Here is a 22,698-nt window from a genome sequence, read left to right as displayed (position 1 = left end):
GGTTATCCCTCCTGATTCCGTTCGTAAATAATGCGCAATCCTTCCAACGTCAGAAGTGGATCGACTTCTTCTATCGTTTCCGATTCCGTGCTAATTAACTCCGCAAGCCCTCCTGTTGCTACAACGCGCGGGCTCACTTGAAATTCTTTTTTGATCCGGTTCACGATACCGTCAACTTGTCCCGCGTAACCGTAGATGATACCGGCTTGCATGGACGTAACGGGATTGCGGCCGATGACGCTCTTCGGCTTGACCAATTCAATACGCGGCAGCTTTGCCGCACGCTGGTACAAAGCTTCCGTGGAAATGCCGATGCCGGGCACGATCGCTCCGCCCAGGTAGCTTCCCGAAGCATCGATATAGTCAAACGTTGTGGCCGTGCCGAAATCGACAACGATAAGCGGCGAGCCATATTTCACGATACCCGCAACGGAGTTCACGATCCGGTCGGCTCCGACCTCGCGAGGATTCTCATAGCGGATATTAAGCCCTGTTTTAACGCCCGGACCCACGACAAGCGGCGTCTTGCGCAAATATTTCATGCATAGCTGCTCGAGGGCACGCATGAGCGGCGGAACAACCGAGGAGATAATAACGCCTTCGATCTGCTCCATCCGGATTCCCGCATAGTGGAACAGATTGTGTATGTTCATGCCGTACTCGTCAACGGTCGCCGAGCGGTTCGTGCTGAGCCGCCAATGATGCAGCAGTTCCTTGCCTTTATAGACGCCCAGAACGATGTTTGTATTGCCCACATCGATTACTAAAATCACGTCCGCGCGCCTCCTTTTTTCTCATTCAAATCCAGACTGATATCAAGGGCATTAAACGAATAGGTCAAGCCGCCGACGGAAATAACGTCTACGCCGCAAGCTGCAATGGCGCGAACCGTATCCAAACGCACGTTGCCCGATGCTTCTACTATAACATGAGGCGAGCGCGACTTAATGAGGCTTACCGCTTCCGTCATCAGCGCCGGTGCCATGTTATCGAGCATAATAATATCCGCGCCGCTAGCCAGAGCCTCTTCCACTTGTTCAAGAGACTCCGCCTCTACCTCGATCTTCATTGTATGTGGGATCGCCGCGCGGGATGCTTCAACAGCCTGGCGGATTCCGCCCGCGCCCTTGATATGATTATCTTTGATCATTACGGCGTCATATAAACCGAACCGGTGATTTGCCCCTCCGCCAACTCGGACCGCATACTTCTCCAGCATTCGGTGGCCGGGCGTTGTTTTGCGCGTGTCCACAAGACGGACCGGCAAGCCTTCCAACGCCGTTACGAAAGCATTCGTTTTTGTTGCGATGCCTGACATACGCTGCATCAGGTTAAGCGCCAGACGCTCGCCGGTGAGCAGGCTATGGGTACTGCCTTCTACGGTTGCGATCACCGTACCCTTTTCCGCATACTCGCCGTCTTGTACTTTTGCTTCGAACCGAAGCGCCGGGTCTACAATCTCGAAAACGATCCGCGCAACCGGAAGACCGGCAATAATCCCGCTCTCTTTCACATGGATCACCGCTGTCGACTGAGAGCCCATCGGGATGGTAGTTGCCGTCGTGATATCGCCGCTTCCGATATCTTCGGCCAGCCAGCCGCGGATTTGCTCGCGCAGGGCATGGTTATAGGTGCCAAATGTTGTATCAAACATGAATAATTCGCTCCTCTGTCGTTCCTTGCAGCCGTTGCATTACGGTATGCTTGCGCCACACCTCGTCATTCTTCTCCGGGAAGTCCTCCCGGAAATGACCGCCTCGGCTTTCTTCCCTCTGAAGCGCGGATTCCGTAGTCAGAACCGCGCAGGTCAGCAGGTTGGCGAACTCGTATTCCTCGCGTTTGGTCAGAACCGATTGGAAGAACGGCAGCTGGCGCTTCAGTTCCTCGAGCCCTCTCTCAAGACCATGAGCGTCACGGCGAAGTCCGGCATACCGCACCATCACCTTCTGCAGCTTCAGCCTTTTCTCGACTACCGCCTGCATAGGCGCGCCGCTGCGCGGCTGTTCCTTTTCAATAACAGGCTTCGTCTCCAGCTGCGGCAACTTCATAATGCTGTCTACGATCCGTTTGCCGAACACAATCGCTTCCGACAACGAATTGCTCGCCAGGCGGTTCGCGCCATGAACGCCGGTAGACGATACTTCTCCGCATGCAAACAGTCTTCTTATATTGGTTTCCCCGAACAGGTCGGTTTTGACTCCGCCCATCATATAATGGGCAGCCGGCGCAACCGGGATCCAGTCGGTAGTCAGGTCCAGCCCGTACTGCAGACAGAATTCGTAAATCGTAGGGAAACGATGCTTCACCATTTCCGGCGACTCATGCGTGATATCCAAATAGACGAAAGTGGATTTCGTCTCTTCCATCTCGCTTACTATAGCGCGTGCCACGACATCGCGCGGCGCAAGCTCCAGCTGATGATGATAACGGTCCATGAACCGCTCGCCCCGGATATTGCGCAGATAAGCGCCTTCACCGCGTACGGCCTCCGAGATCAAGAAACGCGGAGCGCCGGGATAACACAGCGAAGTCGGATGGAATTGCACAAACTCCATATCCTGAATAAGCGCACCTGCCCGGTAAGCCATTGCAATGCCGTCTCCGGTTGCGACATCCGGATTCGTTGTATAACGATATAATTGTCCCGTCCCGCCGGAGCAGAGAATCGTCGCTTTGCCTCTTACGTACAAGCGGTGCCCGTCGGGCTTCTGCACGATCGCTCCGCAGCATTCGCCATCCTGCGTAACAAGATCGATCACGAAATGATCGTCCCACACGTCAATGCCCGGGTCGGCCGTCGCCTTCTCCGAGAGAGCGCGCACAATCTCGTAACCCGTCGCATCGCCGTTGGCATGAAGGATGCGGCGCTGGCTATGCGCGCCTTCTTTGGTCAGCGCGAATTCACCGTTCTCGAGATCGAACTGCGTCCCCATTCTGATCAGATTGTTAACCCCTTCCGGCCCTTCGTGAACCAGAACGTTAACGGCATCCTCGGAGCAGAGGCCGGCCCCCGCGATAAGCGTATCCTCTCGGTGGTAAGCCGGGGAATCGTCATCCGAGATGACGGCCGCGATACCGCCCTGCGCGTAACGCGTATTGCTGTCGAGCAGCGATTTTTTCGTAATCATTAAGACAGACTGGTTATTCTCGCTTGCCCGAAGTGCGGTAAAAAGACCGGCGATGCCGGCCCCGATCACAATAACGTCCTTCTCTATTACCGGCAAGTCCTCGAGTGACAAATCAACAAGATATCTTGGTATCATCATCTTCGTAATGCGCCTCCAAGCATAGGAGTAGCGCATGCTCCTCCTATTTAACGAGTAACATGCGCTCCAGGGACTTACGGGCCTCGTCCGCAACATGATCAGGAACGTAAATTTGAGGCTGCATGGTTTCCAGGCATTTCACCAGCTTCTTCAAGTTGTTCACTTTCATGTTCGGGCAAACCAAATATTTGGATGCAAAATGGAAAGTCTTGTTCGGGCTGTCCAGACGCAATTGGTAGCCGGTACCGTCTTCCGTACCAACGATAAACTCCTGACAATCCGATTCTTTGCAATATTTAATAATAGCCGTTGTACTGCCGACGAAATCGCCAAGCTCCACAACCTCCGGACGGCATTCCGGATGCACGACAAATTGAGCGTTCGGATATTTCGCCTTCATCTCTTCAACGTCTTTCACCGTCAGCATATCATGGGTGTTGCAATAACCTTCCCAGATAATCATTTTCTTGTCGGTGTTCTGCTGCACGTAGTGGCCAAGGTTTTTGTCCGGTACCCAGATGACTTCATCGCCTTCAACCGAATTCACCACTTTAACGGCGTTGGCCGAGGTACAGCAAATATCCGTCTCCGCTTTGATTTCCGCAGAAGAGTTAATATACGTAACAACAGTCGCGTTCGGATGCTGTGCCTTCAGCTTGCGCAAGCCGTCCACGTTAACCATGTCGGCCATTGGACAGCCGGCCCGTTCGTCGGGGATAATGACGGTTTTGTTAGGAGCCAGAATTTTCGCGCTCTCTCCCATAAAATGAACGCCGCAAAAAACAATAACGTCCGCATCGGTTTGTGCAGCCTTTTGCGCGAGCAGGAACGAGTCCCCGCGGAAATCGGCCACCTCTTGAATTTCGTCTCGTTGATAATAATGGGCAAGAATGATGGCATTGCGTTCCTTCTTCAATTGCATGAGCCTTTCACGCAGTTCACGATTCTGTTCCGCCTTGCGTTCCAGCGCCAGTGCTTCCACAGTTGATCCTCTCCTCTTATGAGGGATGGGCGATGAGTCCCATTCCGATTATGGCTATCCAGACTTTGTGAATTGATGCACAAACTATTTCAAAGTCAATGGCCTATTTATGATTCTTTTGTTAAGGTTTAATTTACTCCAGGTGCAGGATGCTGTCAATGTATTTAGACAATAAAAAAACCTCTTCTCCACAGCAAATTTTGCATGAAGTGGAGAAGAGGGCATAAACGGCTGCCGCAAAGGGATTCCGGCTACCTTTTCGCCGGATCATACGGCTCGCCCAGCGCACCTGGCGCTGCCGAGCGTCCCACTGCGCCCGCAAGCACAAGAAGCGTCAGCAAATACGGAAGCATATAGAAAAATTCGTTCGGAATATGATGCGACCATTCGAACAGCTGCGCCCAGTTCCGAAGCGCCTGCGCCATCCCGAAGAAGATCGCCGCTCCGGCTACGCCAAGCGGATTCCATTTGCCGAAAATAACGGCCGCAATCGCGATAAAGCCTTGCCCGGAAATCGTATTATGGGCAAAGTTGCTTGTTGTTGTCAGAGCAATCGTTGCACCGCCAAGTCCGGCCAATGCACCGCTCAGCATAACGCCGATGTAACGGTACTTCGTTACGCTGATGCCAACCGTATCAGCCGAGCTTGGATGCTCGCCCACCGCACGGAGGCGAAGGCCAAAGGTTGTACGGTACAGAACGATATAGCTGAGAATAACAACACCGATCACAATATAAGTGGTTGGGTAAGCCGTGAAAATACCTTTGCCGAGCAAAGGAATATCCGATAGTCCCGGAATAGCGACCGGATTAAACACATATTCCAGGGTTGGTGTTTGTCCGGAGCCTTCATAAAGGCTTTTCGTCAGATAGATGGCAAGGCCCGCCGCCAAAATATTAATAACGACGCCTACAATGGTCTGGTCGGCTTTAAACGTGATCGTGGCAACCGCATGCAGCAGAGACACCACAAGTCCCAAAACCAGACCGGCAAGAAGTCCGATCCACGGAGCGCCATGCTTCATTCCGCCCTGAATGGCTTGATCGGCGAATACGGCAGCCCCAAAAGCGCCCGCGATCATAAGTCCCTCAAGGCCGATGTTCACGACGCCGGACCGCTCCGAGAACACGCCGCCAAGTCCGGTAAAGATCAGAGCGGTTGAGAAAACAAGCGTAATGCTAATTAATTGTCCGATTGTATCTAGTGCGTTCACAGGGCACTGCCTCCTTCCGACTTGCCTTTATTCGAGCGGCGAGCCATAAACGGCTTCAGGAAGAACTTCACGAGTCCATGCGAAGCGACAAAGAAGATAATGGACCCGATAACGATCCGTACAATCTCCGGCGGTACATTCGCTCCGAAGCTCATGCCGGCCGAGCCGTAGCTTAATCCGCCGAACAGCACGGCGCCAAGGAATACGCCGATTGGCGTATTGCCGCCAAGAAGAGCAACCGCGATACCGTCAAAGCCGTAACCCCATGACGCGGCCATAACCGTCTGGTAACCAAAGACGCCAAGAATCTCGAATACGCCGCCAAGTCCGGCGAACACGCCACTGATAAACATCGAAGTAATGATCGTGCGGTTAACGTTCATCCCCGCATACAGCGCGGCGTTCGGATTGAGGCCAACCGCGCGGAGCTCGTAGCCTTTTTTCGTGCGCCACAAGATAACGTAAAACACGACCACACCGATGAGCGCAATCAGTGTTCCCCAATGCATACGGGCATTGCCCATGCTTTCGGACAGCCACTTGATCGATACAAGCGCCGATTCGTGAACCGGCTTCGATTTCTGTTGGCCTTCCATGACGAGATACGTGCCTACGATATAGTTGGACAGGAAGAGGGCGATCCAGTTCAGCATAATGGAGGAGATAACCTCATTAACGCCTCTCGCTGCCTTCAAATAACCGGCGAGCGCCGCCCACAGGCCGCCAAACAGCCCTCCTACGATAATCGCTAGCGGAGCATGAATATACCATGGCAAATCAAGCGTTACCCCGACAATCGTTGCGCCTGTCATCCCCATTAAAAACTGACCGTCGGCGCCAATGTTGAAGAGGCCTGTACGGAAAGCAAAAGCTACCGCGATACCGGTAAAGATTAGCGGCGTGATCGCACGGATGGCTTCGCCGATATCGTAAGGACTACCGAACAGCTTCTTCACCAAGGCAGTATACGCCATCCAAGGATCGTATCCACCCGCAAGCATCGCAAGCGCGCCGCAGATAAGACCAAGGATGATCGCCACGAGCGGCACGAGGAAGGAAGACTTGTCGAATATTTTTCTCATCGTGTTCATTTCGTTTTACTTCCTCCCTTCGGTTGCAGCTACTGCGGATGCATCGCCTGCCATCATCAAGCCAAGCTGCTGATCGTCGCGATGATCGGCATCCACTTCACCCATCAAACGTCCTTCGTACATTACCGCGATTCGGTCGGACAAGGAATATAGCTCATCCAGCTCGAAGGAAACGAGCAGAATCGCTTTGCCTTCATTCCGCGCTTCGACAAGCCGCTTATGTACGTATTCGATCGCGCCGATATCGAGACCGCGCGTTGGCTGAACCGCAATAAGCAGGTCCGGGTTTTTCCAGAGCTCGCGGGCGATAATCGCCTTTTGCTGGTTGCCGCCGGAGAGCGAGCGCGCTTTCGCATGGATACCGGAGCCGCGGACATCAAATTCATTGACCAGCTTATCGGCCAGCGTGTCCATCGCCTTAAAGTCGATAAAGCCGTTCTTGCCGAACTGCGGATCGAAATAACTGCCGAGAATCATGTTCTCGCTCAGCGTAAAATCAAGGACAAGACCATGCTTGTGCCGGTCCTCCGGAATATGGCTGATACCGGCCAGCGACACTTCGCGCGGCGTTCGGTTCGTAATTTCCTTGCCGTTCAGTTTTACGCTTCCGCCGTTAACGCCGCGCATCCCCGTAATCGCATAAATAAGCTCGCTTTGGCCATTGCCGTCAACCCCAGCGATACCAAGAATCTCGCCGGCGCGAACATCAAGGCTGATGCCATCGAGAACCTGCTTGCCTTGATCGCCCTTCATACGCAGCGAATCAACGGACAGCACAACATCGCCAGGCTCCTTTTTCGATTTCTCGACTTCGAAGGTGACGTCTCTGCCGACCATCAGCTCGGCCAAATGCCGTTCGTTTGTTTCCGACGTTGGAAGGGTGCGAATAACCTTGCCTCTGCGGATAACGGTTACCGAATCCGCCAGCGCCATAACTTCCTTCAGCTTATGGGTAATCAAAATAATCGATTTGCCCTCCGCCGCCAGGTTCCGCAAAATTTCAATCAGCTCTTCGATTTCCTGAACCGTCAGTACGGCTGTTGGCTCATCGAAGATCAGAATATCGGCACCGCGGTACAAGGTCTTCAAAATCTCTACCCGCTGCTGCATGCCGACTGTAATATCTTGAATCCGCATTTGCGGATCTACTTTCAATCCGTAACGTTCGGAGAGATCCCGAACTCTCTGATTTGCTTTTCTATATTTCAAAAAACCGAATTTCGACGGCTCGTTGCCGAGCACGATATTCTCTGCCACCGTAAACGGCTGCACAAGCTTGAAATGCTGATGGACCATCCCGATCCCAAGTTCGATTGCCTTACCTGCACCGTCAATGACGGTCTTCTTGCCGTTAACCCAAATCTCGCCTTCTTCAGGCTGATACAAGCCGAACAAAATGTTCATCAGCGTTGATTTGCCCGCCCCGTTCTCGCCGAGCAGTGCATGAATCTCGCCTTTTTTCAGTTCAAAATTGATGTTATCATTGGCTACTAACCCTGGAAAACGTTTCGTTATTCCTTTTAGTTCAACAGCCGTTGTGCTCCGGTCCATCTTTCATCATCCCCCCGGGGTTTCTACCTGTATGGCAAAAAAGGACAAGACCGGCTTACTGCCGGCCTTGCCTTGACACAGCGACATCAAATATTTTCGCGAGGAAAATTATTTAACTGGCACCGTAATCTCGCCGCTGACGATTTTTTGTTTGTACTCTTCAACTTTCGCAAGAACATCAGCCGGAACGTTTTTCGTGGAAGTCTCAGGCAAACCTACGCCATTGTCTTTCAGACCAAGCGTTACGACTTTTCCGCCTTGCCATGTACCGTTGATCAGGTCCGTCGAAACTTTATAAACAGCCGCTTCTACACCCTTCATCATGGAAGTCAGTGTGATTTCGTCGCCGAATTCGAGCGATTGGTCTTTGTCTACGCCGATTACCCACACGTCTTTGCCAGCGTCTTTACGGGATTTAGCTTCGTTGAACACGCCGTTACCGGATGCGCCGGAAGCGTGGAAGATGATGTCGACGCCAGCGTCATACATCGTTGCAGCCGCTTGCTTGCCAAGGTCAGGCTTGGAGAAGTCGCCTACATAGTTGATTTTCATGCTTTTTGCAGCTTCAGGGTTAACCGCTTCTACACCAGCTTTAAAGCCGGCTTCGAATTTTTTGATAACCGGAATTTCCATGCCGCCTACGAAACCGATTTTGTTTGTTTTCGTCATCAGACCGGCAACAACGCCAACGAGGAAGGAGCCTTCATTTTCCGCGAAAGATACGGATTCAACGTTAGGCAGATCAACTTCAGCATCGATAAGCGCGAATTTGGAGTTTGGATTCTCTGTTGCGACTTTCGTCATCGCGTCCGTAAACAGGAAGCCGATCCCCCAAGTCAGATCATATTTCTCCGATACGAAAGCCTTCAAGTTCGGCTCCATGTCGGCATCGCCTTTGGATTCAAGATATTTGGTTTCAGCACCGGTATCAGCCGTTACTTTCTTCAGAGCTTCCCAAGCGCTTTGGTTAAAGGATTTGTCATTAACGCCGCCAACGTCTGTAGCCATGCCAATCTTAAGTTTGGAAGTTGCTCCAGAAGTACCCGGGGATGCAGCACCCTCGTTGCCGCCTTTGTTAGAGTTATTGGTGTTGTCATGGCTCTTGCTGCCGCATGCGGACAAGACAAATGTCAACGCCAGGATGATCATAAGCATTAAACCAACTTGTTTCTTCATACCTGTTCTCTCCCCTGCTTTATATTTGTGTTTAGGGCAATTGCACTATCTTTATTATTCTTGATGTCCAGCGCCACTATTCTCCTTAATTATAATTACAATCTAACAGCCGTCAATCACATTATGTCAACTAATTTGACACAGAAATTTTGTTCACAAAACAACATGTCGATTATGTAACATTTGTGCGAGTAATATTCGAAATTTTCGGACAAATAGCTAACATAGTCTTGGTTAGTCCTCTAATGAATACCCTCAAAACCCGAACGGTAAACAAAAACAGCTGTCCTTCGTTTGCTATCAAGCAAACATTGGACAGCTGTTTTTTAATTAGGATCCTTTATTCGGATCTTCGTCGTCTGGTTTTTGTTCATCCAGCTCAGGAGGCGTAATCTCGCCTGCATCGCGGGTTTGAATGCGGACCTTCACGCCGCCGATCGTATCTACGATTGGCTCGGACGAGGATTCCGCTGCACCGCTTCCTTCTCCTGAAGGCTCATCTCCGCCTTCAAGACCGCCGGATTCGATCAAATTCTTGATTTGCTCAAGCTCGAGCGTTTCTTCTTTAAGAAGCGTTTGAGCGATCAAATGTACTTCTCTGCTCTTCTCCGTTAACAACTGCTTCGCGCGAGTGTAGCAATCATTGATGAAGAATTGCATTTCCTGATCAATCTCGTAAGCGATCTTATCGGAGTAGTTCTGCTCATGCCCAAGATCTCTGCCCAGGAATACTTGGCCTTGCGATTGGCCGAACTGCATCGGACCAAGCTTATCGCTCATACCGTATTCCATGATCATGCTGCGGACGATACCAGTCGCTTGCTTAAAGTCGCTGTATGCGCCCGTACCAATCTCGCCAATGAACAATTCCTCCGCAACGCGTCCGCCAAGCAGACCCGTAACTTTATCAAGAAGCTCTTGCTTCGTTACGAGCATACGGTCTTCCTTAGGAAGCATAATGACGTAACCACCGGCACGGCCGCGTGGGATAATCGTAACTTTGTGTACCATGTCCGCATGCTCCAGGAAGTAGCCGACAATGGTATGACCAGCTTCGTGGTAAGCGACGATCCGTTTCTCGCGATCGCTGATGACACGGCTTTTCTTCTCCGTACCCACGATTACGCGGTCAATCGCCTCGTCAACCTCTTGCATGGCAATGTCTTTCTTGTTGCGGCGGGCTGCAAGAAGCGCTGCTTCGTTCAGCAGGTTCTCGAGATCCGCGCCGGTAAAGCCCGTCGTACGTTTTGCAATCACATCAAGCTTCACATCTTTGTTAAGCGGCTTGTTGCGCGCATGGACTTTCAATACCGCTTCGCGGCCTTTTACGTCCGGACGGTCAACCGTGATTTGACGGTCGAAGCGTCCCGGACGAAGAAGCGCCGGGTCAAGAATATCCGGACGGTTCGTCGCAGCGACGATAATAATGCCTTCGTTGGCACCAAAGCCGTCCATCTCAACGAGCAATTGGTTGAGCGTTTGCTCGCGTTCGTCATGTCCGCCGCCAAGCCCGGCGCCGCGCTGACGACCAACCGCATCGATCTCGTCGATAAAGATGATACACGGAGCGTTTTTCTTCGCATTCTCGAACAAGTCGCGGACACGGGATGCGCCGACACCGACGAACATTTCCACGAAGTCCGAACCGGAGATGCTGAAGAACGGCACGCCTGCCTCGCCGGCAACCGCACGGGCAAGGAGCGTTTTACCGGTACCCGGAGGACCCACAAGCAATACGCCCTTCGGAATACGTGCGCCCACGACATTGAATTTGCGAGGATCCTTCAGGAAGTCAACGACTTCGACAAGCTCTTGCTTCTCTTCGTCGGCGCCCGCCACGTCCTCAAAGGTAATGCGCTTCTTCTCTTCGTTGTACAGCCTTGCGCGGCTCTTGCCAAAGTTCATCACTTTGCCGCCGCCGCCCTGAGCTTGGTTCATCAGGAAGAAGAACAAAATAAATATGATCACAAACGGAATTATGGAAGTAAGGAACGTAAGCCAGATGCTGGGTGTATCCATTGGCTTGTAGTTCAGCTTAAATCCGTATTGCTTCTCTGCATCAAGAATATCCTGCCCCGCTTCTAGACCGATACGCGAGGAGAAGTTCTTTTCTCCGTTTTTGGAGTCCGCAGGCGGTTCTTTATATTTACCTGAAACCAAATAAGTATAACCATCGTACTTCACGGTCAGCTCTTCCACGTTATTGGAACTGATCGCTTGGCGAAGCTGATCGTAACGAATTCCGACGGTAGTATTATTTTGGCTGCTGATAAACTGAATAATCCCAACCGTTACTAAAAAGATGATCAAATAAAATCCAGTATTACGGATGATCCGATTCATCCCCTACCTCCTCTCAAGACGCTTTTAATATTTTAACATAGCATGACTTTCCATCTCAATAGAACCAAGAGCGAGGGGGAGACATGCCGGTTTAACCGCAAATTCTATTTCTCGTAAACTTCCGGCTTCAGAATTCCGATGAACGGAAGGTTGCGGTATTTCTCTGCGTAATCGAGGCCGTAGCCGACAACAAACTCATCCGGCAGCGAGAATCCGGTGTAGTCCGCTTCAAGATCAACCGACCGGCGTGCAGGCTTGTCGAACAGCGTGGCAACCGTTACCGACTTGGCATTGCGGCGTTCCAGCACATCGATCAGGTAGCTCAGCGTCAGACCGCTGTCAATAATATCTTCGACGATCAGGACGTCACGCCCTTCCACGGAGGCATCAAGATCTTTAATAATCTTTACGACGCCCGACGATTTGGTCGAAGCCCCGTAGCTCGATACCGCCATAAAATCGATCTCAAGTTTAATCGGCATCTCTTTGACCAGGTCAGACATGAAAATAAACGCACCTTTGAGGACGCAAATAACGAGCGGATTACGCCCGTCGAAGTCGCGGCTTAACGTTTCCCCAAGCTCTTTCACCTTCGCCTTGATTTGGCCTTCGTCGTAGAGTACCTCTTTAATATCGTTCAACAAAATGTAAATCCTCCTATATCTTTCACTTTATAATTATGAATACAGCAGTGCTTCTTATTCGTTCTCCATTCGAATGAACAGGAAGTCCGTTGTCTCATGACCGGTTTGCGCATGGCTTGAACGTCGTATCCCCGGAATCCAGAGCAGGCGGTTATTCGCATCAACCAGCAGCGGATATCGCTCACGCTCGGATGGCGCGATCTTTTCGTCAACGAACATATCTTGCACTTTTTTGGACCCATTTAATCCTAAAACCTGAATTCGGTCGCCAGGCTGCCGATTACGTACCGTAAGCGGAAAATCAAGCTGGTCCGCATCAAAGCAAACCTCGCTCCGTCCCGCAGGTCTTACCGCTTCACCCCGCTTCAGCCGCTCGATATGCAGCGCTCTTCCGCCGGCCGTGATAAACGCCGACTTCGAATCCCCGGAAATGGAAAAGGCATAGCTATCTTCGGACGTGCCCGATGCGTTCAGCACTCGCACCCATCGGATGCTGCCATACTCACGGATGCACCGAACACCCGAGCCTGCGTCGTATCGCCAGGTACTCGGGGCTGCAGGGGCTGCCGCAAGCCGCATCGTCTCAATCGCGTCAAAGGAGGCAATTTCTGCATCCTTCGAAAGATAATTTAATATTAGTTTAATCAATCTTCTTTGTAAAGCGACATGAAGACCGACCAGCTCGCCGGCATTAAGCTTGCATTCATCCGGCGACGACGTTACGAGCGATGCAAAGAGCCGCTGTCCTTCAAGCTCCATCCAGTCATCCTCCGCCCCCGCCACATCGGCGATCCGCCTGAGCGAGTGGGTAAGCTGAGGATTAAATTGCGAAAGATAAGGGATAACATCCAGCCGAACGACATTCCGAAAGTAATATCGCTCATTGTTGCTGCCGTCGAGGCAATAAGGAATATCCTGCCCGGAGCAGTAGCGCACAATGTCTGACTTGTTCATACGAAGTAATGGTCGAATAAGTTCCACGTTTTTTTCTTTCCTTTTGGCGGCCATTCCCGCAAGGCCGGTTAGGCCCGCTCCGCGGATGACCCGCATCAGCACCGTCTCCGCTTGATCATCGGCATGATGGGCAAGGGCGATGGAGGATGCATCGTATTTTACCGCGATTTCATGCAGAAAAGCGTAACGCTTCTCCCGCGCCGCGGATTGCGCATTCATTCCCGTTTCTTCTATGTATGCGGGCATATCGAGCTCAATCATCTCGAAAGGCACGCCCAGCTTCACCGCGTATTGGCGGACAATCTCCGCCTCCTGCCGGGAAGCCTCCTTGCGGAAGCCATGATTGACATGGGCCGCAATAATCGTAAGCTGCTCCTGCCGGGCTGCAAGCCAGAGCAGATGCAGCAGAGCCATTGAATCGGGACCGCCGGATACGGCGGCCACGATTCGATCGCCCTTTGACCATAGCTGTTCGGTTGCTGCGTATTTCATCATGTCGTTCAGCAGCTTATGGTCTCCCGTTTCCATATGCGTATGTATCTCCCCATTCCCTTTTAGTATATGTTTCTTCTATATATCAGCTATATACCACTTCGAAGCAGCCAGTAAACCGAAATGCCAAGCACAACGGCCGACACGGCGGCAAGCCCTTTGAGCCATCCGGGCGTCTTTGCGCTTTTGACCCGCGTGTCCCTGCGGTGCAGCAGTCTCCTCCAGGCCTCCGCTCCTTCCGAAGCGTCGAAGAATTGCCCGCCGAGCGCCTGCCTCAGCCATCCCGCTACGGGAGCCAGCCCCTTGCACTCGCCAATTAAACGTTCCAGCTCTTCGGTTGAACGGATTTGCGGCAACCCTCCCGTCAGCGCGTGAAGCTTCTTCGGCTCATGGAGCATGATGCAAAGCACGGCGAAGGAGAACAGATCGTATCTCGCATCCGCCGAGCGCGAGCCCGCATTCCAAAAGCCGCGGTCGTAAATTTCGGTGAACTGGCGGATCCCTTTGCCCATCGCCGTAACGCCGCCGTAATCGACAAGCTCCACATACCCGTAGTCGGCCACCAGCACGTTATCGATCTTCAGATCGCCGAATACCCAGCCCTTGCGGTGAAGCTCGGCCAGCTTGCCAAGAAGGTTAAGACCAATGAGCGGAAACCATTCGGACCCGTTTTTATCCAGGAAGTCGGAAATCGTTACGCCGCGCACGTATCTCATAATATAGAAAGGATACTCTTTGCCATCCTCTCCAAGCAGATCATCCACTTCATAAAGGTAGGTCTGCTTCCGGTCCTGCTTCTCGAGAGCCTGCAGAACATTGATCTCCGACTGCAGATCAATGGCGTCCATCCCTACTTTTAATGCGCACCAGCCGCGGTCGGCATGAACGAGATAAACCTTGCCGTTCGCTCCCTCTCCAAGCAACCGCTCGACTCGATAACGGGAGTGCTTCCATTTCCCCGTTACAACGGCACCGCGGCGGAGATTCAACTTAAACGACGTAGTCACTCATCATCCCATCCGTTTCATCGTTTCTGCTCTTCTTACCATAATCCCCCTGCCGGTAAAAATCAATGACTTGCATCATCGCCGGACCCGTTGGCGTTGTCCCGCTCATGGGGAATTTCGTAAATATAGAAGAAATGCCTTTCAGATTATCGGTCCAATCCAGATCCAGCTTGCAGTCCTCGCCATGCTTGCTGCTTGGGAAATGGAACACGGCAATCTCGCTCTGCCCCTGACGTGCCTGCAGGCTTAGCATAAGATCATGAATCGCTTCCTCCACCGCGCGAAGCTTAGGCTTCATGCTGGCGCTTGCGTCTATCAGCAGGGCAACCTGCAGCTTGGATGTCTCGCCAAGCTCGTCGATAACACGGACGACCTCGCTCCGCTTCTCGGGTGGGAGCGCTTCGATCGAACCGTTGCCAAGCACCTGCTTCAGTTCCTTTTGGACCGCCAGCTGAATCGTTTGAACCGCCGTTTTTCTCGTCATCATTTGAACCGTCTGCGACAGCTGCCGCATATTCACAAGCCTGCTCAGGCCCCCTCCGGCGCGAGCAATCTCTTCTATTTCGGATGCACCAAGTTCTCCCACATCGCCGTAATCGAGAATTCCTACAACGTTAACCGCAATACCTTCCGACTTCGCATGCGCCGCCGCTACAACCGGACTCATTCCGACGTTGGAGCAGCCATCCGTCACCAGCAATATTTGTTTCATTATTCCTTGCCTCCTCTTCAAAACAAGCATAACCTCTCTATTAGTTTTGCCGTTTGAAGCGAGGGATAAACCGCTAGATTGCCCTATTTCCCGAGAAATTATGCAGCCCCTGCAATGAAAAATTCATAATCATGCCTAAGCCATGCGAAAAGGCTCCCGGAGCGAAAGCGCAAACTGCCGCGCTTTCGTCCAAGAGCCTGCATCCGCCCATTTGTCATCTGCCTCCTTCAGCTAACCGTCCGCGGCCGCTCCAGCCGGTTGATTCCCGGCCATCGGAATGACGCCCATTCCGGCAAATGCTTATCGATCTTTGCGACAAGCACCGTCATATCGTCTTTAATATCGCCCTCATGATACCTCACCACGGTCTCCAGCAAGGCATCGGCCATTTCCTGCGGTTCATCGGTTTTCAGCTCCTGAATAATCCTCTTCATCCACATCTCCTTATTGACCGCATGTCCCGGCGCGTCATATATCCCGTCGCTCATCATGACGATCGTGTCGCCCGGCTGCAGCGGCATGGAGATCAGGTCGAATTCAATATCCTGCAAAATACCGACCGGCAAATTATTCGCCGTTACGGGAATCACCTCGTTTCCTCGTTTAATAAAGCTTGGCGTCGAGCCAATCTTCATGAAGGTCGTCCTCGCCGTATATAAATCGATCATCGCTAGATCGATTGTCGCGAACACCTCATCCGGCGATCGCAAGAGAAGAATCGAATTGACCGATTTGATGGCAAGCTTCTCGTCCATCCCGGACTTCAAAAGCTGCTGCAAAATCGACAGGGCTGCGCTGCTCTCCTGGCGCGCGCGTTCTCCATTGCCCATGCCGTCACTAATGGCTACGGCGAATTTGCCATTGCCAAGCTCCAGCATACTGAAGCTGTCTCCCGACAGCAGGTCGCCTCCTTTGGCGGCACCGGCAATGCCTGTCTCCACCTCGAATTCCTTGGCCGAACCAAACACGACAAGGGTTGGTTCGCCATTCTTCTCTGCCGGTCTCTCCGATTTGACGGCCACATGCTCGCCCAGTATATCCGATAAGAGCGGAGCGATAATTTTGCGGCATTCATCGTAGCCCCTGGCAAAATGGTGATACAGTTCGATTTCCACATTCCCCTCTTCCAGATTAATGACCTCAATTTCCTGTATGGATAATCCCAGTCCCTCCAAGGCTTCACGGATCTGTTCCTCCTGCAGATGCAGGGTCTGCCCCTCCCTTTTAATTTCATGCGCCAGGTCCTCCATCACCTGCGATACGCCAGATAATTGATCCGCCACCAGCTGCCGGGAATCGAATATTTGCTTTTTCCAGTGCATATCATTCTTATAAAGCTCGTACTCCTGCTCGATAATGCCAAGCACCTGAGCAGGCTTCGCGCAATGGGACGCCCATGTGCGCGGCATATTGTGCGTTGGAATGCGATCCTCGTCCACGGCCGAGATCATGTCCTTCATCATTTGATAGGTTTGAAAATACTTGCCCTCCCAGCAAGCCTTATTCCGGTGGCAGTCCGCGCAGCTTCGCGCCGACACCGCCTGCATGAAATGATTAAGCTCCTCCTCCTGCTTCACGGCACCCGCCGTGTTATTGAGCTGGCCAAAGCTCTTCGAGAGCTGGCGGAACACCTCCGAATATTGGGATACCCGCTCCGCCGTTACATCGCGTACGCGCTTGGCATACTCATGCTGCGACTTGGCATGCTCGTTTGTACCCGGAACATAGCGGGCGATGGTTCGAATCATAATTTTTGGGGTAAGCATAAGCAGGACAGCTGCGGTGACCGACTCCCATGTCGACGTCATCACATCCGATCCGCTTCCCACATAGATTGCGAGGATCGAGGTGCCGAGCAGCATGCCGAAGGCAACCGCGGCTTTACCGCCTTCGCGCAGAAGGCCGGCCAATAGACCCGCGAAAGCAAGCAAGCTCATTTGCACAACCGCGTTAAAGTCGGCGAGACTAAGAATAAGTCCGGCAACTACGCCGACGCAGGCTCCAAGCGGAGCTCCGCCTGCAAGGGCAAACAATAGCAGCAGGAAGCGCGACATAATATGTTCAACGGACAGACCGTAAATTTGCCAGCCTACCGCTCCGGTCATGACGGAGGCAAGCAGAATCATCAGGCAGATAATCTCTTCATTCTTGAGAGAGGCGGTTTTTTTCGCCATGGTCAGAACCGGTATGGCCTGAATAAAGACAAGCGTAAGCACAAAGCTGAGCGCTGCCTCCACAACCACCATCATGAACCCATACCAGCTCATCGTATCTCCTATGAAGAGTCCAAATAGCTGCACAAGTAAGGTGGAGATAAAGACGAGTAAGGGAGCAGTCCCGAGCTCCGCTTTCTCGTAAGCCTCCAGGCCTTTAAATAATAAGAATAGAACGGCGAGCTCCATCCCGATCCATAAGGGTGCGGGCGTAACCGCGAACCAGCTCCCGGCCACGAGCGATACGGCTGTCCAGGCGAACGCGTCTTTTCGAAGAAAGTAGACGACCGCAAAGTAAGCCGCAGCGAAGGGCATCAGGGATTCCAGGATCACCGCCCTTCCGAGCAGGAAGCCAAGCCCCACAAGCATGATTGTCCATTTTTTCGCAAGCACCAGCTGGACCAGCCTTCTCGAAGATAGCCATCCACGGCCCTTTTCCATCATGGAACGTCCCCATCCCATTTGTTGTTCACCTGCGGGAAACATAATCACGTTTTCTTTTTTCATTTCGAACACCACCCATTTCGTTTTGTTGTGGTTCTCATTATAGGAGCATGGCCGTATGAAGTTTGTCAGTTTAACGTGGGCGTGCCAAAGTTTTTTCCGACAAAACCCAAATCCTTCACCGACAAATTGTCAACGCTTTCAAATATGCGCCGTTACTGGCTTTAAACCTGACACGTGACTATTGGCACTACTGCCGCTTCAACAAAAACCGTCGCGTCGCGCCTCGTTCTGTCCGCGAAATCTTTGTTTTCTGCTGTCGGGATTGCAGGGAGTATCAGGGAAACAGGCTGAAACTTTTTTTGAAATGAGGTATATTTTTTGAAAAATGCGCATAGCGGGGGCCGAAAAACGTGAATGGAGCGTTTTTTTCTTGCGTCTGGGGCGAGAAGGGGCTTCGTAAAACTCCGTTAGCTGCATCGCGGGGACAATTGATGTCTGCTTTTATGAGGAAGTTTGTCGCTCCGTACGGGATGATCTTAATTCCCCTACTTGAATCGTTTATGAACATCACGTTTGGGGAGTGACGAGAAGGCGTGCTGCCGTGAGAAAACCCTTATCGATGTAACTCGAAGATGGGCGACCGCGTTTAGTGGTAGGTTTTATCGCCGAATGGACTGCCGTGAGAAAACCAAAATCGATGCAACTCGAAGAGGAGCGACCACGCTTAGCGGTAGGTTTTATCGCTCTGCGGTAAGAAAAACTTTTATTCGAAGATAACTCGGAGATGAATGACCCTGCCTTTAACGGTAGTTTTTCATGCGGTTCAGGATGATTTTTATTTTCGCTTAAGCGGAAATAAACTTAATCATCCTGAAGCCGTAAAAAAGGCAGAACCGTTTAGGTTCTGCCCTCATATGATTGTATAAAATCCAGCTTAGACCCGTTTAGCACCGCGGCCGCCGCGTTTGCCTTCGGTATTTTTCTTCAGGGAGGAGATACGTTCTTCGCTATCTTTCAGGAAGCGAGACATTTTATCCTCGAATGACGGTTTGTTGTAAGACGGTCTGCCAGCTGACTGCTTGTTGAAAGGACGTCCACCGCGATCTTGACCGCCGCCGCCTCCACGGTTAAAACCGCCGCCACCGCCTGCACGTGGTTCACGTTGTGGCGCTGCTTGGCCCTCAGGCCGGTCAACTGCCTGTTTAATGGAAAGTCCGATCTTACCGTCTTTATCAACGTTGATCACTTTGACTTTAACAACATCGTCAATTTTCAGGTGATCCTTCACGTCTTTGACGTAGTTATCGGCAATTTCCGAGATGTGAACGAGCCCTGTGACACCCCCGGACAAATCAACGAATGCTCCGAAATGCGTTATGCCTGTCACTTTGCCTTCTAACTTGGCTCCTACTTCAATTGCCATAAAATAAAATGTTCCTCCCTAAGCTAAATAGCGTTACTATCGTGATTATAACCGAATCGTCAAAGTAAGGTCAACAGACGTTCACCCGTTGTAGCGTCTATTTAATGACCTGAATCTGCTGTTCTCCAGGTGTTACCATTCCTTGTTCCTTCGTTGCAAGTTGTCTGATATATTCCGGATCGTTAAGCCGATCGATCTGTTGTTGAAGCTGCTTGGACTGCAAAGTGGAATCATCTACCTGCTTCTTGATCTCCGTCAATTGCGCCTGCGTGGCACGCGCATCCTTGATTTGACCAATAAAGGTATACGCCGCCCAGCACAAAAATAGAGTGATGCACATGGCCCATATGCGCAGACGGCGTTTGGATCCTGCGTTCGCTGTCGATGGATTGGCTGTGGCAGTCGTCATAACGGTAAACCTCCTAAATCATTTGAACAGGCGTTTCCATAATTTAATAACGCCCGATAGGATCTTGTCCCATCTTTCTTTGAGCTGCAGGCTGGAAAGCTTTGGTCCAAGCCATCGCCATAGAGGGCGCGTAAGCGGACCAAGCAGAAAACGCAGCAAAAGCCAGAACGGACGAACCAATTGTAGCACAATTTTTAACAGGAAAATAGTGAGTGCGGTCCCAAATCCGATTAATACGCGGATAAACCGGTATAAAAGGACGACCGGCTTCACAATTAGAAGGTCAAATGTCCGCAGCGTGAACCGGATGAGAGCTCGTACCGCATCAATCAGCCATTTTACCGTACGGATGACCGGTTTGCTCAGCAGCCAATAATAACATAGCACGCCAATAAGCAAGCCGAGGAATACATACGCCCGCACCTCGCCATAGTTGCTGGCGTACAGCACACGAAATACGAGGAGCGATGCGGCAAGCCAGTACACCATATCGAGTACCGGCAGCGTCCACCGCGGGAAGCGCAATTCATTCGACACAACCCGGTAGCCGTCGAAGATCACGCCCATCCCGATGCCTGACAGCAGCATCATCCCCATTGTGAGAAACTGTAGGCTTAAGGAGGTCACTTAAACAGCTTTCCGAATAAGCCTTTAGTTTTGGTAGAGGTATTGGCGTCCAAATAGGCGAGTGAATGGACATACCCCTCGATGGCGACCAGGTTTTGCTCCAGATTGAGATGCTTGATATGCAGGTTTTGCCCTTTTATCATCAAGAAGCCAAGATCGGTATCGAGCAGAAACTCTTCGCTGTCGAAACTTTCCACATTTAAAACGCCGGTAATTTCGAGCAGCTTGCGGTTCAGCATTTTGACTTCCTGCCGCTTCTGCCCTTTGCTTTGTTCAACCATTGACCCGTCCCTCCACTTCGAAAGCATAGCTTGAGACTAGCTTATGGGGGTTGGACGAACTTTAGAACATTCGCGCGTGGGCAATTCTACTCTTTCATATTCGGTTTCGCTAGAGCGCCGGATTTCCTCCGTCTCTGGCGCTTTTTACGCGCTTAAGCTGCGCAACGATAATGACGCTGATGACAACAAGCAGGAACCAGGAGCTGATTTTTCCCAGGTGGACAATATGCCAGGTATGCTCCTGGTCCGGATAGGCCCATGCCCCCATAAACGTCGAAATATTTTCCGCGAGCCAGATGAAAAAGCCGATAAGCAGGAAGGACAGCACGACATGCATGCGGTACTCCCTCCCCCCCACCTTGTAAGCAAAGGATGTCCGGTAAAAGACGATAATCAGAAGCAGCGTCAGCAACCACCGCATATCCCACAAATAGTGATGGGTAAAAAAGTTTAGATAAATAGCAGCGCACACCATTACGGCATACCGCTGCCGCGGCCACCCGTATACGGAGATCGACAGCCTCCTCCATGCCTGGCAGATATAGCTCGCAACGCTGGCGTACATAAACCCGCTGTAGAGCGGCACCCCAAACAGCTTCGACCAGCCTTCCCCTGGGTAAGACCAAGAACCCATATGCACTTTGTACAGCTCAAGCATCAATCCGATAATATGGAACATGCAAATGACCTTAAGCTCGTCGATCGTCTCCAGTTTAAATACCACCATTCCAATCTGGGCAAACAGGCAGATCAGCAAAAGCAGATCGTAACGATGAACGTAAGGTATGGATATAACCTTGGTTAAAGCAAGAGAAGCGAATATAATAACCGGAAAAATACAGGACATGGCCTGCTGATAACCAAAAATAAAAAGCTGCCATATGCGGCGAATCCAGACGGCATTCAATAAGGGCTGCAATTCCATAAGTATGCCCCTCCTCTGCTTGATGGAAATTCACCATTAAAGTACCACAAACATTTATCGTTTTACAATAAATATTTAATGATATCATTGATATGTTTGTTTCGGAGAATGAAAAAAGCACTTCCCCGTTCGGAGAAATGCTCTTTTTCCTTAACTATTTATGCCGTTACCGCAGCTTCTTCCGCCGCCCGGGCAGCCGCCGCATATTGCTCCGTTCTGATCTTGAGATAAAGAACGAGAGATAGAATAACCCCAATCAGCGATAACCAGTCTATGAACAGATAATAAAGCGTAACCGTAATCCCGTTGATCATCCCCGACTCTAGCAGCAGCTTGCTTGCACCCAAGCCTAAGAGAAAATTAAATAGATTGACAACAATGCCAAGTCCGAGAAAACGCCAGAATTGTCCTGCGGCCATATTGCGGCTGCTCTCGAGCGGATTCGTCACGGAGGTATTCTCGATCGAGACGACAGCGGGAAGCAGCAGAAGCCTTACGTACATGAACAAACCCGGAATGACGAACAACAGGAGCCCCGCCGAAAAAATAACGCTTTGGAGAAAACTATACATGATCATCCGAGGCCACTTGCGGAGCCCCCAGCGGTAAGCAGCGGCAACGCTGCCCTTGCCGCCCCGGAGTCTCTCAATCAAGCAGTAAACGACAACGGGGGTCAGCAAGGTTAGGAATAGTTGGGAGATGATAATATCCTTGAGAATATTATCGATGGACAGGTTGGAAAAACCGTAACAGATTATGAGTTCGACCGGCACGATTGTGATTGCCGTTATGAATAGCAGCACTGCGGCATTTTTAATAAAGAGAGAAAAGGTTAGTCCCAATACGCCTCCGCCCTTTGAAGGACGGACTTCGGGCAAATTCGTCATGGCGGGAATCAAGGGTTGTCTACCTCCTGAGCATCAAGGTGAACCGGCTTCGCC

The 22,698-nt window shown here is 51.4% G+C and carries 20 protein-coding genes; all 20 read right to left on the bottom strand.

From position 1 onward, the window contains the following. Positions 1-2: 2 nt before the first annotated feature. The 20 genes from CFI03_RS11665 to CFI03_RS11570 all read right to left on the bottom strand — a co-directional run bounded on the left by CFI03_RS11665 (position 3) and on the right by CFI03_RS11570 (position 22,656). Positions 3-773 (bottom strand): type III pantothenate kinase, encoded by a 771-nt coding sequence (locus CFI03_RS11665; RefSeq protein WP_248757506.1) that lies wholly within the window; start codon positions 771-773, stop codon positions 3-5. Beyond that, complete coding sequence (nadC, locus tag CFI03_RS11660; protein WP_248757505.1) at positions 770-1,654, bottom strand: carboxylating nicotinate-nucleotide diphosphorylase; 885 nt, start codon at positions 1,652-1,654, stop codon at positions 770-772. The genes CFI03_RS11665 and nadC overlap by 4 nt, the downstream gene beginning before the upstream one ends. After that, on the bottom strand, positions 1,647-3,263 hold the full coding sequence (gene nadB, locus CFI03_RS11655) for an L-aspartate oxidase (RefSeq protein WP_127497058.1): 1,617 nt from the start codon (positions 3,261-3,263) through the stop codon (positions 1,647-1,649). The genes nadC and nadB overlap by 8 nt, the downstream gene beginning before the upstream one ends. A gap of 46 nt (positions 3,264-3,309) precedes the next feature. Then, positions 3,310-4,248, bottom strand: coding sequence for a quinolinate synthase NadA (gene nadA, locus CFI03_RS11650; RefSeq protein WP_012772070.1), 939 nt, complete (start codon positions 4,246-4,248; stop codon positions 3,310-3,312). A 251-nt stretch (positions 4,249-4,499) separates the two neighbouring features. Continuing rightward, entirely contained in the window at positions 4,500-5,462 is a 963-nt protein-coding gene (locus CFI03_RS11645; protein ID WP_201008784.1) for an ABC transporter permease, read from the bottom strand. After that, positions 5,459-6,553, bottom strand: a complete 1,095-nt coding sequence (locus tag CFI03_RS11640; RefSeq protein WP_127496989.1) for an ABC transporter permease — start codon at positions 6,551-6,553, stop codon at positions 5,459-5,461. Before CFI03_RS11640 ends, CFI03_RS11645 begins: the two co-directional genes overlap by 4 nt. Positions 6,554-6,559: 6 nt before the next feature. Continuing rightward, a complete protein-coding gene (locus tag CFI03_RS11635; RefSeq protein WP_248757504.1) occupies positions 6,560-8,104 on the bottom strand; it encodes an ABC transporter ATP-binding protein in 1,545 nt (514 codons plus the stop codon). A gap of 108 nt (positions 8,105-8,212) precedes the next feature. Continuing rightward, the gene (locus tag CFI03_RS11630) at positions 8,213-9,280 is read right to left on the bottom strand and encodes a BMP family lipoprotein (RefSeq protein ID WP_248757503.1); all 1,068 of its coding nucleotides are present in this window, start codon (positions 9,278-9,280) and stop codon (positions 8,213-8,215) included. A gap of 330 nt (positions 9,281-9,610) precedes the next feature. Then, a complete protein-coding gene (gene ftsH / locus CFI03_RS11625; protein WP_201008785.1) occupies positions 9,611-11,623 on the bottom strand; it encodes an ATP-dependent zinc metalloprotease FtsH in 2,013 nt (670 codons plus the stop codon). A gap of 104 nt (positions 11,624-11,727) precedes the next feature. Further along, on the bottom strand, positions 11,728-12,267 hold the full coding sequence (gene hpt, locus CFI03_RS11620) for a hypoxanthine phosphoribosyltransferase (RefSeq protein WP_012772064.1): 540 nt from the start codon (positions 12,265-12,267) through the stop codon (positions 11,728-11,730). 54 nt (positions 12,268-12,321) lie between these two features. Then, on the bottom strand, positions 12,322-13,749 hold the full coding sequence (gene tilS / locus CFI03_RS11615; protein ID WP_248757502.1) for a tRNA lysidine(34) synthetase TilS: 1,428 nt from the start codon (positions 13,747-13,749) through the stop codon (positions 12,322-12,324). Between the two features lie 53 nt (positions 13,750-13,802). Further along, positions 13,803-14,720 (bottom strand): protein kinase domain-containing protein, encoded by a 918-nt coding sequence (locus tag CFI03_RS11610; protein WP_248757501.1) that lies wholly within the window; start codon positions 14,718-14,720, stop codon positions 13,803-13,805. Beyond that, the gene (locus tag CFI03_RS11605; protein ID WP_127496995.1) at positions 14,704-15,432 is read right to left on the bottom strand and encodes a vWA domain-containing protein; all 729 of its coding nucleotides are present in this window, start codon (positions 15,430-15,432) and stop codon (positions 14,704-14,706) included. Before CFI03_RS11605 ends, CFI03_RS11610 begins: the two co-directional genes overlap by 17 nt. A gap of 227 nt (positions 15,433-15,659) precedes the next feature. Further along, entirely contained in the window at positions 15,660-18,152 is a 2,493-nt protein-coding gene (gene spoIIE, locus CFI03_RS11600) for a stage II sporulation protein E (protein WP_481857670.1), read from the bottom strand. Between the two features lie 874 nt (positions 18,153-19,026). Next, complete coding sequence (locus CFI03_RS11595; protein WP_127496997.1) at positions 19,027-19,515, bottom strand: S1 domain-containing RNA-binding protein; 489 nt, start codon at positions 19,513-19,515, stop codon at positions 19,027-19,029. Positions 19,516-19,612: 97 nt separating this feature from the next. Further along, positions 19,613-19,924: an FtsB family cell division protein gene (locus tag CFI03_RS11590; protein ID WP_248757500.1), complete on the bottom strand. Its 312-nt coding sequence runs from the start codon at positions 19,922-19,924 to the stop codon at positions 19,613-19,615. 18 nt (positions 19,925-19,942) lie between these two features. Next, positions 19,943-20,551, bottom strand: a complete 609-nt coding sequence (gene yabQ, locus CFI03_RS11585; RefSeq protein WP_127496998.1) for a spore cortex biosynthesis protein YabQ — start codon at positions 20,549-20,551, stop codon at positions 19,943-19,945. Beyond that, the gene (yabP, locus tag CFI03_RS11580; protein WP_127496999.1) at positions 20,548-20,832 is read right to left on the bottom strand and encodes a sporulation protein YabP; all 285 of its coding nucleotides are present in this window, start codon (positions 20,830-20,832) and stop codon (positions 20,548-20,550) included. The genes yabQ and yabP overlap by 4 nt, the downstream gene beginning before the upstream one ends. Before the next feature lie 109 nt (positions 20,833-20,941). After that, a complete protein-coding gene (locus tag CFI03_RS11575; protein ID WP_127497000.1) occupies positions 20,942-21,757 on the bottom strand; it encodes a DUF817 domain-containing protein in 816 nt (271 codons plus the stop codon). 158 nt (positions 21,758-21,915) lie between these two features. Continuing rightward, on the bottom strand, positions 21,916-22,656 hold the full coding sequence (locus CFI03_RS11570; RefSeq protein WP_248757499.1) for a hypothetical protein: 741 nt from the start codon (positions 22,654-22,656) through the stop codon (positions 21,916-21,918). Between the last annotated feature and the right edge of the window lie 42 nt (positions 22,657-22,698).

This window comes from Paenibacillus sp. ATY16 (genome assembly GCF_003399985.2).
GTDB classification, from domain to species: Bacteria; Bacillota; Bacilli; order Paenibacillales; family Paenibacillaceae; genus Pristimantibacillus; species Pristimantibacillus glycanilyticus.
This window is presented reverse-complemented; position numbering and strand designations above follow the sequence as displayed.